General features: G+C 58.1%; 12 protein-coding genes. 2 read left to right on the forward strand and 10 right to left on the reverse strand.

What is annotated here, in order from left to right:
- Nucleotides 1-194 precede the first annotated feature (194 nt).
- Nucleotides 195-410 carry a hypothetical protein gene (locus ACA044_RS04220; protein ID WP_497445279.1) on the forward strand — a complete coding sequence of 72 codons (216 nt, stop codon included), beginning with the start codon at nt 195-197 and terminating at the stop codon, nt 408-410.
- 173 nt (nt 411-583) lie between these two features.
- Here the strand turns inward: ACA044_RS04220 and ACA044_RS04225 are convergent, their stop codons facing one another.
- From ACA044_RS04225 to ACA044_RS04270, 10 genes are all read right to left on the reverse strand, one after another.
- On the reverse strand, nt 584-1564 hold the full coding sequence (locus tag ACA044_RS04225; RefSeq protein WP_497445280.1) for a peptide ABC transporter ATP-binding protein: 981 nt from the start codon (nt 1562-1564) through the stop codon (nt 584-586).
- On the reverse strand, nt 1564-2532 hold the full coding sequence (locus ACA044_RS04230) for an ABC transporter ATP-binding protein (RefSeq protein WP_497445281.1): 969 nt from the start codon (nt 2530-2532) through the stop codon (nt 1564-1566). The genes ACA044_RS04225 and ACA044_RS04230 overlap by 1 nt, the downstream gene beginning before the upstream one ends.
- 10 nt (nt 2533-2542) lie before the next feature.
- On the reverse strand, nt 2543-3454 hold the full coding sequence (locus ACA044_RS04235; protein WP_497445282.1) for an ABC transporter permease subunit: 912 nt from the start codon (nt 3452-3454) through the stop codon (nt 2543-2545).
- A gap of 10 nt (nt 3455-3464) precedes the next feature.
- Nucleotides 3465-4475 carry an ABC transporter permease subunit gene (locus ACA044_RS04240; protein WP_007900379.1) on the reverse strand — a complete coding sequence of 337 codons (1011 nt, stop codon included), beginning with the start codon at nt 4473-4475 and terminating at the stop codon, nt 3465-3467.
- A gap of 73 nt (nt 4476-4548) precedes the next feature.
- Nucleotides 4549-6144, reverse strand: a complete 1596-nt coding sequence (locus ACA044_RS04245; protein WP_497445283.1) for an ABC transporter substrate-binding protein — start codon at nt 6142-6144, stop codon at nt 4549-4551.
- Nucleotides 6145-6218: 74 nt separating this feature from the next.
- On the reverse strand, nt 6219-7652 hold the full coding sequence (locus ACA044_RS04250; protein WP_497445284.1) for an OprD family porin: 1434 nt from the start codon (nt 7650-7652) through the stop codon (nt 6219-6221).
- A 172-nt stretch (nt 7653-7824) separates the two neighbouring features.
- Nucleotides 7825-9426, reverse strand: coding sequence for an ABC transporter substrate-binding protein (locus ACA044_RS04255; protein WP_497445285.1), 1602 nt, complete (start codon nt 9424-9426; stop codon nt 7825-7827).
- Nucleotides 9427-9725: 299 nt separating this feature from the next.
- Nucleotides 9726-11351, reverse strand: a complete 1626-nt coding sequence (locus ACA044_RS04260; RefSeq protein ID WP_497445286.1) for an ABC transporter substrate-binding protein — start codon at nt 11349-11351, stop codon at nt 9726-9728.
- A gap of 259 nt (nt 11352-11610) precedes the next feature.
- The gene (locus ACA044_RS04265) at nt 11611-13221 is read right to left on the reverse strand and encodes an ABC transporter substrate-binding protein (protein WP_497445287.1); all 1611 of its coding nucleotides are present in this window, start codon (nt 13219-13221) and stop codon (nt 11611-11613) included.
- 862 nt (nt 13222-14083) lie between these two features.
- On the reverse strand, nt 14084-14632 hold the full coding sequence (locus tag ACA044_RS04270) for a hypothetical protein (RefSeq protein WP_497445288.1): 549 nt from the start codon (nt 14630-14632) through the stop codon (nt 14084-14086).
- A 489-nt stretch (nt 14633-15121) separates the two neighbouring features.
- Here ACA044_RS04270 and ACA044_RS04275 point away from each other — a divergent pair, with 489 nt between their 5' ends.
- Nucleotides 15122-15493: a DUF6124 family protein gene (locus ACA044_RS04275; RefSeq protein WP_497445289.1), complete on the forward strand. Its 372-nt coding sequence runs from the start codon at nt 15122-15124 to the stop codon at nt 15491-15493.
- Nucleotides 15494-15555 lie beyond the last annotated feature (62 nt).

Consider the following 15555-nt stretch of genomic DNA (forward strand, 5'->3'; position numbering starts at 1 on the left):
ACGCTTTCGCGAGCAAGCCCGCTTCCACAGTAATATCGGTTCGGCATAACAGCTATTCCAAACCAATCTATCTTCCAATGGCATTTCCTGCTACCCGGTAGCGTCCTATCTGGAGAACCCGGCCAATCGGAACTAGATTTCACTCAGCGCCAGTCCGGCACCCATGCTTCACACAAGAAAGGATGGAATCGGCTATGAGCATTTTTCAACGCATTGTGTTGTTGCTTAAGGTTTTGGTGATGCTGTCCCTCGGCACGTCGGCGGCGGCATGGGCGGAGTGCCCGGACCATGATGAGCAGGCCTCGAACGGGCAAGGCGTGCACAGCGAGCTGATGATTGCCGCGTCCGAATCAGACGATGACGACCCAGACACCGATGAGGATGAGGATGAGGAAGACACGCAAACGTAAATGACGGACAAAAGAAAACCCCTCCTGCTGGACCGATGCGCAATCGGAATAAAAGGGGTTGGTGAACAGGTCAAGTGTCTCTGTGGGAGCGGGCTTGCTCGCGAAGGCGTCATGCCAGTCAATATCAATGTCGACTGACCGACCGCTTTCGCGAGCAAGCCCGCTCCCACATTTTATGCCGCGCCGTCGAGGAATTGCTCGGCGTAGTGGCAAGCCACCTGGCGGGTATCGAGCAGGCGCAGGGCTGGTTCTTCGATGCTGCAGCGCTCGGTCGCGTACGGGCAGCGCTTGTGGAAGGCGCAACCGGACGGTGGGTTCAGCGGGTTCGGCAGTTCGCCGACGATCTTGATTTTCGGCTTGTCCGGATCCGGGTGAATGGTCGGAGTGGCCGACAACAGTGCCTGGGTGTACGGGTGCAGCGGACGGGTGTAGATGTCCTCTTTCGGGCCCATTTCCACGGGGCGGCCGAGGTACATCACCATCACGTGATCGGCGACGTGGCGCACCACGGCCAGGTTGTGGGAGATGAACACGTAGGCCGTGTTGAACTCTTGCTGCAAATCCATGAACAGGTTGAGTACCTGCGCTTGAATCGACACGTCCAGCGCTGAAGTCGGTTCGTCCGCCACCAGCACTTTCGGTTGCAGCATCATCGCGCGAGCCAGGGCGATCCGCTGGCGCTGACCGCCGGAGAACATGTGCGGATAACGCTGGTAGTGCTCGGGACGCAAGCCCACCTGTTTCATCATTGCCTGGACTTTGTCGCGACGTTCCGAGGCGCTGAGGTTGGTGTTGATCAATAATGGCTCTGCAAGCTGATCACCGATTTTCTGCCGTGGGTTCAACGACGCGTACGGGCTCTGGAACACCATCTGCACGTCTTTGCGCAGTTGCTTGCGCTGGGCCTTGTCTGCACCAGCGACTTCCTGACCGGCGATTTTCAAGGAGCCGGAGGACGGCTCTTCGATCAGCGTCAGGGCACGGGCCAGGGTGGATTTGCCGCAGCCCGATTCGCCGACGACAGCGAGGGTCTTGCCGGCTTCCAGTTCGAACGACACACCGTTCAAGGCGCGAACGGTCGCATGGCCTTTGAACAGGCCACGGGACACTTCGTAGTGACGGGTCAGGTCGCGGGCGGTAAGTACGACGGCCATTACGCCACCTCCTGGTTCAACGGGTAGAAGCAGCGGGCGAGGCTGTTGCTTTTCTGGTCAAGGGCTGGACGCTGGGTGCGGCAGTTGTCCTGCACATACGGGCAGCGCGGCGACAGCAGGCAGCCTTGCGGGCGGTCGTAACGGCCGGGAACGATGCCCGGCAATGTCGACAGGCGCGCGGCGCCCATGCTGTGTTCCGGAATCGCCGCCAGCAGCGCTTCGCTGTACGGGTGCGCGGGAATGTCGAACAGTTGTGGTACCTGACCGACTTCAACCGCCTGGCCGGCATACATCACGCACACGCGCTGGGCGGTTTCGGCCACAACCGCGAGGTCGTGAGTGATCAGCACCAGGCCCATGTTCTGCTCTTTCTGCAACGCCAGCAGCAGGTCCATGATCTGGGCCTGAATCGTTACGTCGAGTGCGGTGGTGGGTTCGTCGGCGATCAGCAGTTTCGGTTCACCGGCAATCGCCATGGCAATTGCCACGCGCTGGCTCATACCGCCGGAGAGTTGATGCGGGTAGGCGTTCATACGGCTGGCGGCGCCCGGGATTTCCACTTTTTCCAGCAGTTCGATGGCGCGCTTGCGGGCTTGCTTGCTGGACATCTTCAGGTGCAGGCGCAGCACTTCTTCGATCTGGAAACCAACGGTGTAGCTAGGGTTCAGCGCGGTCATCGGGTCCTGGAAGACCATGGCCAGGTCTTTGCCGACGATTTGCCGACGCTGACGGTTACTGAGCTTGAGCATGTTTTTGCCGTCGAAATTCAGCGCGTCGGCGGTGACGATCCCCGGGTGCTCGATCAGGCCCATCAGCGCCATCATGGTCACGGACTTGCCGGAACCCGATTCGCCAACGATGGCCAGTACTTCGCCCTTGTCCACGGAAATGTCGAGACCGTCGACCACCGGAACGGCGTTGGCGTCGCCGAAGCGAACGTTGAGATTCTTGATTTCTAACAGTGACATGTGAATCTCCTCAGGCGGCGTTCTTGAGTTTCGGGTCCAGCGCATCGCGCAGGCCGTCGCCCATCAAGTTGATTGCCAGCACGCTGAGCAAAATGGTCAAACCAGGCAAGCTCACCACCCACCAGGCGCGTTCGATGTAGTCGCGAGCCGAAGCCAGCATGGTGCCCCACTCAGGGGTTGGCGGTTGCACGCCAAGGCCGAGGAAGCCCAGTGCCGCGGCATCGAGAATCGCCGAAGAGAAGCTCAAGGTGGCCTGGACGATCAGCGGTGCCATGCAGTTGGGCAGCACGGTGATGAACATCAGGCGTGTCAGACCGGCACCGGCCAGGCGCGCGGCGGTCACGTAATCGCGGTTCAACTCGCCCATCACCGCGGCGCGGGTCAGACGAACATAGGACGGCAGGGACACCACAGCGATGGCGATAATGGTGTTGATCAGGCCAGGGCCGAGGATGGCGACAATCGCCACAGCCAGCAGCAAGGACGGCAGGGCCAGCATGATATCCATCAGGCGCATGATGGTCGGGCCGAGCACGCGAGGGTAGAACCCGGCGAACAGCCCCAGCAGGATGCCCGGAATCAGCGACATGACCACCGACGACAAGCCGATCATCAAGGACAGGCGCGAGCCGTGAATCAAACGCGACAGCAGATCGCGACCGAGTTCATCGGTGCCCAGCAGGAACTGGATCTGCCCGCCTTCCAGCCAGGACGGCGGGGTCAGCAAGAAGTCGCGGTACTGCTCGCTGGGGTTATGCGGTGCGACCCACGGGGCGAAGATCGCGCAGAAAATCACCAGCAGCATGAACATCAGGCCGGCGACGGCACCTTTGTTCTTGGAGAATGCTTGCCAGAATTCTTTGTACGGAGACGGGTACAGCAGGCTTTGATCGACTGCTACCGGTGTAGTGAGAGTGGTCATGGTCTTGATCTCAGCGCTGGTGACGGATGCGTGGGTTGGCAAAACCGTAGAGGATGTCCACCACGAAGTTGACCAGAATCACCAGGCAGGCGATTAACAGGATGCCGTTTTGCACCACGGGATAGTCCCGTGCGCCAATGGCTTCGATCAGCCATTTGCCGATGCCGGGCCAGGAGAAAATGGTTTCGGTCAGGACCGCACCGGCCAGCAGCGTGCCGACTTGCAGGCCGACCACGGTCAGTACCGGAATCAGCGCATTACGCAGGCCGTGAACGAACACCACGCGCGACGGCGACAGGCCTTTGGCGCGGGCGGTACGGATGTAGTCTTCACGCAGTACTTCGAGCATCGACGAACGGGTCATCCGCGCGATCACCGCCAGCGGGATGGTGCCGAGCACGATGGCCGGCAGGATCAGGTGATGCAGGGCATCGAAGAACGCCCCGACGTCATCGGCCAGCAGCGTATCGATCAGCATGAAACCGGTGCGCGGCTCGATGTCGTAGAGCAGGTCGATCCGCCCGGACACCGGGGTCCAGCCCAGGCTCACCGAGAAGAACATGATCAGGATCAGGCCCCACCAGAAGATTGGCATCGAATATCCCGCCAGGGAGATGCCCATCACCCCATGGTCGAACAGGGATCCTCGCTTGAGTGCCGCAATCACCCCGGCCAGAAGGCCCAGGATGCCGGCGAACAACAGGGCGGCCATGGACAGTTCCAGGGTCGCGGGGAATAGAGAGCTGAACTCGGTCCAGACGCTTTCACGGGTACGCAGGGATTCGCCAAGGTCGCCGTGGGCCAACTTGCCAATGTAATCCAGGTATTGGGCATACAGCGGTTTGTTCAGACCTAGGCGTTCCATTGCCTGAGCATGCATTTCGGGGTCGACCCGACGTTCGCCCATCATTACTTCCACGGGGTCGCCAGGGATCATGCGAATCAACGCGAAAGTCAGCAAGGTGATGCCGAAGAACGTGGGGATCAACAACCCCAATCGGCGGGCAATAAAACTAAACATCGTGTGGTGTACCTCATCAGCCGGTTAGGCATGCCCGGCAGCGCTGGGGTCAGCGATGCCGGGCGTTTTTTATCTACTTCACCTGGGTGGTGGCGAAGTTATTAGTGGTGAGGGGGCTAATGTGATAACCCTCTACGTTGGTGCGCATTGCGGTGAACATGCGGGTGTGCGCCATGCTGATCCACGGCTGGTCCTGATTGAAAACAGCCTGGGCCTGTTCGTAGAGCGCTGTGCGTTCTTCCGGGTTCACTTTAGCCCGTGCTTCGTCGATCAGCGTCTGGAACTTTTCATTGCACCAGCGAGCGTAGTTTTCGCCGTTCTTGGCTGCTTCGCAACTGAGCATAGGCGTCAGGAAATTATCCGGATCGCCGTTATCGCCAGCCCAACCGGCGGACACCATGTCGTGCTCGCCGTTTTTCGCGCGCTTGAGCATTTCGCCCCATTCCATGACACGAATATCGACCTTGATCCCGACCTTGGCCAGGTCGGCCTGCATCATCTGCGCGCCGAGCATCGGGTTCGGGTTGGTCGGACCACCGCCGTTACGGGTGAACAGGGTAAACGTGGTGCCTTCCGGTACGCCGGCTTCCTTGAGCAGGGCGCGAGCCTTGTCCAGATCACGCGGCGGGTTGGTCAGTTTGTGGTTGTAGCCCAGCAGGGTGTCCGGGTACGGGTTGACCGCCACGGTCGCATTGCCTTTGCCGAACAGCGCGTTGACGTACGCAGCCTTGTCGAAGGCGATGTCGATGGCTTTACGCACGCGCACGTCGCTCATGTACTTGTGCGAGGTGTTCATCGCGATGTACGAAACGGTCATCGCATTGAGCTCATCAACCTTCAGGTTGGTGTCTTTCTTGATGCTCGGGATGTCATCCGGTTTCGGATACAGCGCGATCTGGCACTCGTTGGCCTTGAGCTTTTGCAGGCGCACGTTGTTGTCGGTGGCAATCGCCAGAATCAGCGAATCAGTCGGTGGTTTGCCGCGGAAGTAGTCCGGGTTGGCCTTGAAGCGAACCTGAGCGTCCTTGGCGTAACGCTGGAAGACGAACGGGCCGGTGCCGATTGGCTTGTTGTTCAGGTCACCGGCCTTGTTGGTCTTGAGCAACTGATCGGCGTACTCGGCGGAGTAGATCGAGGAGAAGGCCATGGCGATGTCGGCCAGGAACGGCGCTTCACGGCGGGTCAGGGTGAATTTGACCGTGTTGTCATCGACCTTTTCGACACTTTTGAGCAGCTCTTTGAAGCCCATGCTTTCAAAGTACGGGAAGCCCACGCTCGACTTGTTATGCCACGGGTGTTTCGGGTCCAGCTGACGCTGGAAGCTCCAGACCACGTCGTCGGCGTTCATGTCGCGGGTCGGCTTGAAGTAATCGGTGGTGTGAAACTTGACGCCTTTGCGCAGGTGGAACGTGTAGGTCAGACCGTCGTCGCTGATGTCCCACGACTCGGCCAGTGCCGGGATCACTTCAGTGGTGCCGGGCTTGAAGTCCGCCAGACGATTGAAGATGGTTTCGGCCACCGCATCGGCTGTGACTGCAGTCGTGTACTGGACCATATCGAAGCCTTCCGGACTGGCTTCGGTACAGACCACCAAGGGTTTGGCCGAGACGCCGACGGCGACACTCAGCAACGCGGCAGCGATGGCCGCTCGTAGGGGAAGCATTTTCATCTAGAGCCCTCTGCAATCGGTGAACAGAAAAACCAGACGGCCGACTCATCATGAGTCAGCCGCAGGCATGCGTTTTACAAAATGTTGAACGGGATGGTGGTCACGAGACGGAACTCGTTGAGGCTGCCATCCGCCTGATTTTCGCTGGCACGGTGCGCGGTATAGGTCGCGCGGATAGCGGTGGCCTTCAGTGGACCACTCTGCACGGCGTACGAAGCACCGATACCGTATTCATAGTGGTGTTCGCCATCCTGGTTCTGGATACCGTCGTAACCCTTGTCCGCCACGCCGCCGTTGCCGGTGTAGTGAGTGCCGTCGATGCCCCAGCCGCGAGCCTGGTAGATGTTGAACTTCAGGCCAGGCACGCCGTATTCGGCCATGTTCAGACCGTAGGCGATCTGGAAGGACTTCTCGTTCGGGCCGTTGAAGTCCGACAGCAAGGAGTTGGCCAGGTAGATGCCGTTGGTTTCGTGCAGGTAGTCGAAGTACTCGTTACCGTTCACTTCCTGGTACGAGAAGGTCAGGCTGTGAGCCTGGTGGGTCAGGCCGAACGACAGGGAGTAGGTGTCGTTGTCGATCTCGCCCAGTTTGGCTGAACCAGAATCAACGGTTTTGTAGTAGTTCAAGCCAGTGGTCAGGCTCAGGATCGAACTGTCGCCCAGTACATGGCTGGCGCCGAAGTAGTACTGATTCCAGAGGTCTTCGGCCTGGGTGCCCCAGACGCTGGTGGTCAGGCTGGCGAACGGCTGGTAGGTGATACCGGCGGTGTTGACGTGATCGGCTTCGGCATTGGTGGCGCCGTACTCGGAACGGAACTTACGCTGGCTCTGTTCGGTACGCGGCGAATTCCGATCGAACGTGCCGAGATCGAAGGACAGGTTCTCCAGCTCTTCGCTGTGCAGGGTCACACCCTGGAAGCTCGAAGGCAGGGCACGGTTACCGATAACATCTACCTGCGGGCTGCTGAAGTTCTGACGGCCGGCGGTCAGGGTGGTGTTGGAGACGCGGGCCTTGACGTTGGCCAGGCCCAGTTTGCTCCACTGGTCGACGGCGTCGCCGCCTTCTTCGGTCAAGGTACGGTTGTTACCCGCGCCAGGACGCGTGGTCGGCGCCCCGCCGTTGTTGGAGGCCAGGTCTTTGCGATCACGATCCAGGGCAATGGCATTGTAAGCCGCTACTTCGGTGCTGAACCCGACGGTGCCTTCAGTGAAACCCGAGTTGTACTTGATGATCGTGCCTTGCAGCCAGTTGATGCGACGGTCAGTCTGGCGAGTTTCACCATTCTGACGGTAATTGAGTTTGGCGCCCCGCTTGAATTGCTCGTTGGCATACCAGTTGCGCGTGCTCCCAGTGATCGATTGGCCTTCGACAAAGCCAGTGGCTTCGCTTTGTGCGCTTTTCTCTTTCACAGAAACCGGGGTGAAAGCCTGACTTTGGGATTCAGCGTAAGCCGTGGCGGTCACGCTGCTGATGGCCAAGGCCAATAATGCGGTGCTGCTCAGTTTCATGGGTGAAGCTCCTTTCTTTCTTTTTTTTAATGCCGGTCTTTTTCGGTGATCCGGCTATTTGGTTTGGAACTAATTCAGGTATCGCAAACGTTTGCTATAGGCCGAATTGACGAATTACGGCAACACGCTTGCGTGGGGGCGAAATTCGCCCCCGGCGTTTCTGGCTAAACGGTTATTGGTCCAGGCTGACACCCGAGAACACGTTGCGACCGAAGGGGCTGACCTTGAACCCCTCGACTTTGGCGCTCAACGGCTGGTTGACCGTCGAGTGGGCGACTGGTGTGATCGGTACCTGCTGCTTGAGGTACTGCTGCGCCTGTTTGTAGAGCACGGTGCGCTGGTCGCGATCGGTGACGACTTTGGCCTGCTTGATCAGCTTGTCGTAGGCCGGATCGCACCACATGGAGTAGTTGTTGCCGCCAATGGCATCGCAGCTGTAAAGCGTGCCGAGCCAGTTGTCCGGATCGCCGTTGTCACCGGTCCAGCCGATCAGGCTGATGTCGTGCTCGCCGTTCTTGGTGCGCTTGATGTACTCGCCCCATTCGTAGCTGACGATCTTGACCTTGAGCCCGATCTTCGCCCAATCGGCCTGGAGCATTTCGGCCATCAACTTGGCGTTGGGGTTGTATGGACGCTGGACCGGCATGGCCCAGAGGGTGATTTCGGTGCCTTCCTTCACGCCGGCGGCCTTGAGCAGTTCTTTGGCTTTTTCCGGGTTGTAGGCGGCGTCTTTAATCGTTTCGTCGTAGGACCATTGGGTCGGTGGCATGGCGTTGACCGCCAGTTGGCCGGCGCCTTGATAGACGGCGTTGAGAATGCCTTGCTTGTTCACCGCCATGTCCAGCGCCTGGCGCACTTCGAGCTGATCGAACGGTTTATGCCGCACGTTATAGGCGATGTAACCGAGGTTGAAGCCGGGCTTCTCGATGAGCTTGAGTGTCGGGTCGTTTTTCAGCGCAGTCACGTCGGCGGGGCGCGGGTGCAGGGTGATCTGGCATTCGTTGGCCTTGAGCTTCTGCACGCGTACCGAGGCGTCGGTGTTGATGGCGAAAATCAGGTTGTCGAGCTTGACCCGGCTCGGGTCCCAGTACTGCTTGTTGCCGCTGTAACGGATGTTGGAGTCTTTCTGGTAGCTCTTGAACACGAACGGGCCAGTGCCGATCGGTTTCTGGTTGATGTCGCTCGGCTTGCCGGACGCCAGCAACTGATCGGCGTACTCGGCGGACAGGATCGCTGCGAAGCTCATGGCGATGTTCTGGATGAACGCGGCGTCGACGTTGTTGAGCGTCATTACCACGGTCAGCGGCCCGGTCTTCTCGACCTTGGCGATGTTCTTGTTCAGGCTCATTCCGTTGAAATACGGGAACTCGGTCGGATAAGCCTTTCGGAAGGGTTGTTGTGGATCGAGCATGCGATTGAACGTGAACAGCACATCATCGGCGTTGAAGTCACGGGTGGGTGTGAAGTACTTGGTCGTGTGAAATTTCACCCCTTCGCGCAGGTGAAACGTGTACGTGAGGCCGTCCTCGGAAATTTCCCAGCTCGTTGCCAGGCCCGGTACGACGTTGGTGGCGCCTTTTTCAAACTCTGCCAATCGGTTGTACAGCGGCTCGGCGGCGTCGTTATCGGTCGCAGTGGTGTACTGCGCGGTGTCGAAACCGGCGGGGCTGCCTTCAGAGCAGAACACCAGGCTGTTATTGGCGGCCTGGCTGATGGAAGTAGCGGCCAACAGGCCGGTGCCCAGCAATGCGGATAAAACCAAGGTATGGCGCATGACGCTCCCTCTTTTAGTGTTGTGCAATGAGCCGTTGTCCCGTCCGGGGACGTGGGGCTTCATTGATCTCAAACCATTGCGTGCAGTGATTACCGAGAGCCCACACATGAACTGGTCAGAGCCCGACGGTATGAGCCGTGGGTCTGGCAGTAAATGTGTAGAGTCTGAAAGACTCGTAGGAAAAGGCGACGCGTCCTAAAACTGCTGCTGTGGTACGCAGGGTTTTGGATGTAGGCGTATTCCTACTTTCTCGGCAGATAAAGCAACGGCGACGCTGAAAACGTCGCCGCTGCCTTTTCTTATTTGCTGACGCTGACGCCGTAGAAGGAGTTCAAGCCGAATGGGCTGATCTTGAAGTCCTGCACGTTGGCGCGCATGGGTTGGAACACCGTCGAGTGAGCGATAGGTGTCATTGGAACAGCATCTTTGAGGACGTGTTGCGCCTGTTTGTACAGTTCGGTGCGCTTGGCCTGATCGGTGGTGCGTTTGGCTTCCTTGACGAGGCCGTCGAACTTCTTGTCGCACCATTTGGAGAAGTTGTTGCCGCTCAGCGAGTCGCAGCCGAACAACACGTTGAGCCAGTTGTCCGGGTCACCGTTGTCGCCGCTCCAGCCGATGATCATCGCCTGGTTCTCGCCGCCCTTGGAGCGCTTGATGTACTCGCCCCATTCGTAGCTGGTGATCTTCACTTTCAAGCCGATCTTGGCCCAGTCGGACTGCAGCATTTCAGCCATCAGCTTGGCGTTCGGGTTGTACGGACGCTGTACCGGCATCGCCCACAGAACGATTTCGGTGCCTTCCTTGACGCCGGCTTCCTTGAGCAACGCTTTGGCTTTCTCAGGATCGTACTTGGCGTCCTTGATGGTGGTGTCATAAGACCACTGGGTCGGTGGCATGGCGTTGACGGCCAGTTGGCCTGCGCCCTGATAAACCGAGTCGATGATCTGTGGCTTGTTGACCGCCATGTCCAGCGCCTGACGAACTCGCAGGTCGGCCAGCGGGTTCGGCTCGTTGCTGCCCTTGACCTTGTCCATCACGTTGTAGGCGATGTAACCGAGGTTGAAACCGGCCTGATCAGGCAGTTTCAGGGTTTTGTCTTCTTTGAGCGCCTTCAGGTCGGCCGGACGAGGGAACAGGGTGATCTGGCACTCGTTCTTCTTCAGCTTCTGGATACGTACCGACGGGTCGGTGGTGATGGCGAAGATCAGGTTGTCGATCTTGACGTCGTCAGGCAGCCAGTAGTCCTTGTTCCCGGTGTAGCGGATGTTGGAGTCTTTCTGGTAGCTCTTGAACACGAACGGGCCGGTGCCGACCGGTTTCTGGTTGATGTCGGCAGGCTTGCCTTCCTTGAGCAGCTGGGCAGCGTACTCGGCGGACTGGATGGAGGCGAAGCTCATGGCCATGTTCTGGATGAACGCGGCGTCTACATCTTTGAGGGTGAACTTGACGGTATGGTCGTCGACTTTATCGATCTTGGTGATGTTGGTGTCCATCCCCATGTCGGTGAAGTACGGGAATTCGGTCGGGTACGCCTTACGGAACGGGTCATCCTTGTTAATCATGCGATTGAAGGTGAACAGCACATCGTCGGCGTTGAACTCACGAGTTGGCTTGAAATACGGGGTGGTGTGGAACTTGACGCCTTCACGCAGGTGGAAGGTGTAAGTCAGGCCGTCATCGGAGATGTCCCACTTGGTCGCCAGACCAGGAATCACGGCGGTGCCGCCGCGCTCGAACTGGGTCAGGCGGTTGAACATGGTTTCTGCAGAGGCGTCGAAGTCGGTTCCGGTGGTGTACTGACCTGGGTCGAAACCGGCCGGGCTCCCTTCGGAGCAAAACACCAGGTTAGTCGCAGCAAAGGCGAAAGGTGCGCTAGCTAACAGGCTTGCGCCGACTAAAAACGGAATGACCGCGTGTTTAAGCATGGTGGCCTCATGATTTGTTGTCATTTTTGGAATTAGAGGACGACCTCGTGAGTCGACCCTGCGGATACTTATGCAGGGGCCATACCCAATGCAAGATCCTGAATGGCTACAAGCCTTAAAGAGTGGCACGAACGTACCTTAATGTCGCATATGTATAAGTAGTGGTGTATTTGACCGTTTGCGCAGGTTTTTTACGGTGCAAATCGTGCACCGACAAGGGGCAACCGGGGCGTCTGGCGCACCCGGTTGGAGCCTGGTGTTACTTATTTATACCCACGCCATAGAAGGGGGTAAGGCCGAACGGGCTGATCTTGAAGTCGGTGACTTCCTTGCGCAAAGGCTGGAACACCGTCGAGTTCGCAATGGGTGTGATAGGTACTTGTTGCTTAAGGATTTGCTGTGCCTGCTGGTACAGTTTGACCCGCTGCTGTTTGTCCGTGGACACCTTGGCTTGCTGCACCAGCTTGTCGTAGGCCGGATCGCACCATTTGGCGTAGTTGCTACCTTTCACCGCGGCGCAGCTGTAGAGCACGCCGAGCCAGTTGTCGGGGTCACCGTTGTCGCCGGTCCAGCCGTAGATCATTGCGTCGTGTTCGCCAGTCTTGGCGCGCTTGATGTACTCGCCCCATTCATAGCTGACGATGTTGGCCTTGATCCCGACTTTCTCCCAGTCCTGCTGGATCATCTGTGCCGACATCCGCGCGTTGGGGTTGGACGCGCGCTGCACCGTCATTGCCCAAAGATCGATAGTCGTACCAGGTGCAACGCCTGCTTCTTTCAGTAGCGCACGGGCTTTGGTCGGATCGTGGGGCGCGTCCTTGATGGTCGGGTCATACGACCATTGCGCCGGTGGCAAGGCGTTCTGCGCCAGTTGCCCGGCACTCTGGTAGACAGCCTTGATGATCGCCGGTTTGTCGATGGCCATGTCCAGCGCCTGACGTACCTTGAGCTGGTCCAGCGGCGGGTGGGTCACGTTGTAGGCGAGGAAACCGAGGTTGAAACCGGCTTGCTTGAGCACGGTCAGGTTTGGGTCTTTCTCCATCACTTCAATGTCCGCCGGGCGCGGGTAGCCGCTGACCTGGCATTCGCCGGCCTTGAGCTTCTGCAAGCGTACGGCGGCGTCCGGGGTGATCGAGAAAATCAGGTGGTCGAGTTTCACGTCTTCGGGTTTCCAGTACGCCTTGTTGCCGGCGAAGCGGATCTGCGAGTCCTTCTGATAGCGCTTGAACACGAACGGGCCGGTGCCGACCGGCTTCTGATTAATGTCCGCCGCTTTGCCTTCTTTTAACAACTGCGCGCCGTACTCGGCGGACTGCACCGAGGCGAAGCTCATGGCCAGATTCTGGATGAACGCGGCGTCGATGTTGTTCAGGCTGAAACGCACGGTATGGTCGTCGATTTTGTCGACGCTCTTGATCGTTTTGTTCAGGTCCATGTCGGTGAAGTAGGGCGACTCGGCGGGGTAGGCTTTGCGGAATGCGTTTTCCGGCTCGAGCAGGCGCTGGAAGGTGAACAGCACGTCGTCGGCGTTGAAGTCGCGGGTCGGGGTGAAGTAGTCGGTGGTGTGGAATTTCACGCCGTCGCGCAGGTGGAAGGTGTAGCTGAGGCCGTCCTTGCTCACATCCCAACTTGTCGCTAATCCGGGCTCGACCTCGGTGCCGCCGCGTTTGAACTGGGTGAGGCGGTTGAAGACGGTTTCGGCCGATGCGTCGAAATCGGTGCCGCTGGTGTATTGGCTGGGGTCGAAGCCTGCAGGGCTGGCTTCGGAGCAGTAGACCAGGGTCGTGGCGGCGTGGGCGGATTGTGCGAGTGGTACGGTTGTGGCGAGGGCAAGAGCAAGCAGAAGTGGTTTGACGGTGGTTCTTTCCATGGAGTCCCCGAGGGCTTGGCGGCGATGTTTTCCTGAGGGTAGCGTTGTTGGCGGGGAGGGTGGAAATATCGTTTTTTGAGGGGGACCCTTCTATCTCGGCATATTCAAGCTGGTTGTTGGCTTGGCGGCCTTATAGCCGACCAACCTTTCCTGGATGTACACAAATCAAACTGTGGGAGCTGGCTTGCCTGCGATGGCGGCCTGACAGCCGACCAGTCTCCCTCAGATTTACCCAGTCGAACTGTGGGAGCGAGCCTGCTCGCGAAGGCGGCGGATCAATCACCACAAAATCATCAGACATACCCACCCCGGCTTCTGCCAGGCAATAAAAAACGGCGATCACTTCGGTGATCGCCGTTTTTGTGTACGGGTTATCGAATCAACGAATCAACGCATCAACGCATCAACGCTTCGATCGCCCCGTCCACGGTTTGGTAACCCATCCGTCCCATGACGAGCCACTCTTGGCATGACAGTTATTGCGTCGATGATGTAATGAAATACCGGATGAACCAGAGAGTTATCCAGCCCGCCATTAGCCAATTCAAACTATTGATAGGAATTTGAACCCAATTTCTGAGATGTCTGGGCAGTCCGATGATGTCTTCGTTTGCTGGCGGGTCTTCGTGGTGGCAGCGCCTCGGTCGAGTGATCAATCCGCTTATCTGGGACAGTCTGTAGAGGCGTCCGATTGGATCATTACCTAAAAACCTTCGATTGATGCTCACTAGCCGGGAGCGCATAAATCTCTGCTCAATTTCTTCAAGTTTGAAAAAAGCGACGTAAAGCAGAATGCTCAGATTGAGCAAAATGAGCATTAAAAAGCTGCCGGAAACAATATTAAGGACAAGCTCCGGTCTGTTCATTGAGTTGTGAACTCATAAAGTGCTTCGCCAAGTATTTCTGCCTCATGACCTGCGCCATTGCCCACCAGACTCGCGGTGGATCCAGCCACTATGAGTGCGCAGACAACACCGCCGACTCCAAACGTTTCAACTTTTTCGTACAGCGAACGCTCTAAGGCGTCGAGGCTCATGGGGTGTTGGATGATGTGAAAGCCCGACTCCACCGGATTAGGCAGGGTGAAGTCGTGGTCTTCGACCAAATGCTGAGCCGGTGGTGGTTCGGGTTTGGTTTTGAAGCCGTTCCATGAAGCGCCGCCGTTATCGGGATCGACGCGCGGCTTCACCAATACCCAATCACCATTGCTCACGGCGTTGATGAGTTTTTGCTGGTTGCCTGACTGCATGTAATTGGAGCGGTTCGCACCGATGGCGTTCAGCAAGTCGTCGAAACCCTGCAGCTCATCGGGGTAGCTCAGGATCTGGCGCAGCTCGTCGGTGGCTTGGCGGCTGTCGAGTACATGGCCGCGCTGACTGGCGAGCAGGTCTTTGGGTATGAGTTTCTTCACGCTCGTGTCCCGTTCCTTGGAGACGGGCGACTTTGGCGAGATAGCTCAAGTAGAGATGCCGGCGGATTCGGTTTCGGGTGTAGGGGAAGTCCGAGTTTTTTGGCGCAGTCCATTTTGCGTAGGGCATGCCGCCCGGGACGCTCTACATTCCATTTTTTGTGTTGAACGATGTGTAAGAAGACCAGGGCTTTCCCACGCCTTTTTCAGGTTGCCGGGTAGGAAGCGGTCCTTCTAACCTTTGGCCGTCGCTGCGATTTCAGCGACCAGGCGTGGAAACCTGGAACTCTTAGTAGCCGCATAGCTGGACCATCGTAACCATTGCCGACGTCTTCTTTCGTCTGCAAACTGCGTCATGGCGGCTGTGCGTGGGCAGACTTCGGTCTGGCCGGGTGCCTACTTACCGGTTTTCCACCCTGCGTACAGCTGCCACCTTTTTGTCGTGTGGAAACGACAAATGGATGGCTCCCACTCGCAAGTAGGAGTTTTTATATGGATAAGTTAATCCCGGATCCACCCTTCAACACCACCACACCCAACGCCGAAGCTTTGCGTACCGAAGAGCTACTCAAAGACCGCGAAGCCATAAGGCGTGCACTCGACTACTACCTCGATCCGCCCAAACCTTACGCCGCAAAACCTCGTCGCCCCAGCACGATGTTCCTGGTTTCCCCAGGCAGCGACACTGAAAGTCTCCTGGCTCAAGCTTGCGAGTCATTGGCCTCGGCCAGTGTCCTGGCCAGCGATTTCGCAACAAACCTGATTGGCCCACAGCGCAACACTGTGTTGGCAATTCAACAGATCATCATGCTGGCGGAGTTGGCGGTGAATCGGGCGTTGGATAACGTCGATCCGCAAGCGTAGGCGGGTACCGTTCGTTCCTCTGTTCTGCGGCGCCAAAACCCGCTAAACCTTCGGGGGAGCCT

It is taken from the genome of Pseudomonas sp. LBUM1673 (assembly GCF_059695645.1).

What these genes read in the sequence shown, in the direction of transcription:
- ACA044_RS04220 (WP_497445279.1), top strand. Translation starts at nt 195, where the DNA reads ATGAGCATTTTTCAACGCATTGTGTTGTTGCTTAAGGTTTTGGTGATG.
- ACA044_RS04225 (WP_497445280.1), bottom strand. Translation starts at nt 1,564, where the DNA reads ATGGCCGTCGTACTTACCGCCCGCGACCTGACCCGTCACTACGAAGTG.
- ACA044_RS04230 (WP_497445281.1), bottom strand. Translation starts at nt 2,532, where the DNA reads ATGTCACTGTTAGAAATCAAGAATCTCAACGTTCGCTTCGGCGACGCC.
- ACA044_RS04235 (WP_497445282.1), bottom strand. Translation starts at nt 3,454, where the DNA reads ATGACCACTCTCACTACACCGGTAGCAGTCGATCAAAGCCTGCTGTAC.
- ACA044_RS04240 (WP_007900379.1), bottom strand. Translation starts at nt 4,475, where the DNA reads ATGTTTAGTTTTATTGCCCGCCGATTGGGGTTGTTGATCCCCACGTTC.
- ACA044_RS04245 (WP_497445283.1), bottom strand. Translation starts at nt 6,144, where the DNA reads ATGAAAATGCTTCCCCTACGAGCGGCCATCGCTGCCGCGTTGCTGAGT.
- ACA044_RS04250 (WP_497445284.1), bottom strand. Translation starts at nt 7,652, where the DNA reads ATGAAACTGAGCAGCACCGCATTATTGGCCTTGGCCATCAGCAGCGTG.
- ACA044_RS04255 (WP_497445285.1), bottom strand. Translation starts at nt 9,426, where the DNA reads ATGCGCCATACCTTGGTTTTATCCGCATTGCTGGGCACCGGCCTGTTG.
- ACA044_RS04260 (WP_497445286.1), bottom strand. Translation starts at nt 11,351, where the DNA reads ATGCTTAAACACGCGGTCATTCCGTTTTTAGTCGGCGCAAGCCTGTTA.
- ACA044_RS04265 (WP_497445287.1), bottom strand. Translation starts at nt 13,221, where the DNA reads ATGGAAAGAACCACCGTCAAACCACTTCTGCTTGCTCTTGCCCTCGCC.
- ACA044_RS04275 (WP_497445289.1), top strand. Translation starts at nt 15,122, where the DNA reads ATGGATAAGTTAATCCCGGATCCACCCTTCAACACCACCACACCCAAC.